Raw genomic sequence first — 516 nt, 5'->3', positions numbered from 1 at the left:
GCATCCGCTCGTTTGCGACTGACACGTTGTGGTCTCCCCCGTCACGCAAAGGCGTTTCGGGAGCAAGCTATAGAATTAGGTGCCCTAACTCGCTCGTGCTCCTAGACGCGCCGCGTCGTTGTCGGCATACTTGACGTATGGTCCCCGAGTTCTCGGGTTCGCTGCGCTGGGCCAGGAAGGGCGGGACGACGTGACAGACAAGAACGAACGGCGTCTGTTCGGCCGCCAGAGGCGCGCGAATTCAGACGAGCCGCGTGAGCGTCGTTACAACGTGCGGGTGAGCCCGGAAGAGGATGCACAGTTGCGTGCACGGGCGGTTGTTGCGCGGGTGACCGTTCCGCGGCTGTTGGTCGAGTCTGCGATGAACGCACACATTGAGACCGACACCGACCGTAAGGAAGTTATCGCGGAGGTGTTTGCTGTTCGCCGGCTGATGGCGAACGTTGCGAACAACGTGAACCAGCTCGCCCGGTTCGCCAACACGGAGAGCACGTTTCCCGCCGAGGCGGAAGCGAT

At 62.0% G+C, this 516-nt stretch carries 1 protein-coding gene; it reads left to right on the top strand.

From position 1 onward, the window contains the following. Positions 1-190 precede the first annotated feature (190 nt). The coding region (locus D9V29_RS14755) for a plasmid mobilization protein (RefSeq protein WP_121674089.1) at positions 191-516 on the top strand (326 nt) is incomplete at its 3' end.

It is taken from the genome of Mycetocola manganoxydans (assembly GCF_003667545.1).
In the GTDB taxonomy this organism is placed as follows: Bacteria; Actinomycetota; Actinomycetes; order Actinomycetales; family Microbacteriaceae; genus Mycetocola_A; species Mycetocola_A manganoxydans.
The sequence above is the reverse complement of the archived record's forward strand: the minus strand, read 5'-3'. Positions and strand labels throughout refer to the sequence as shown.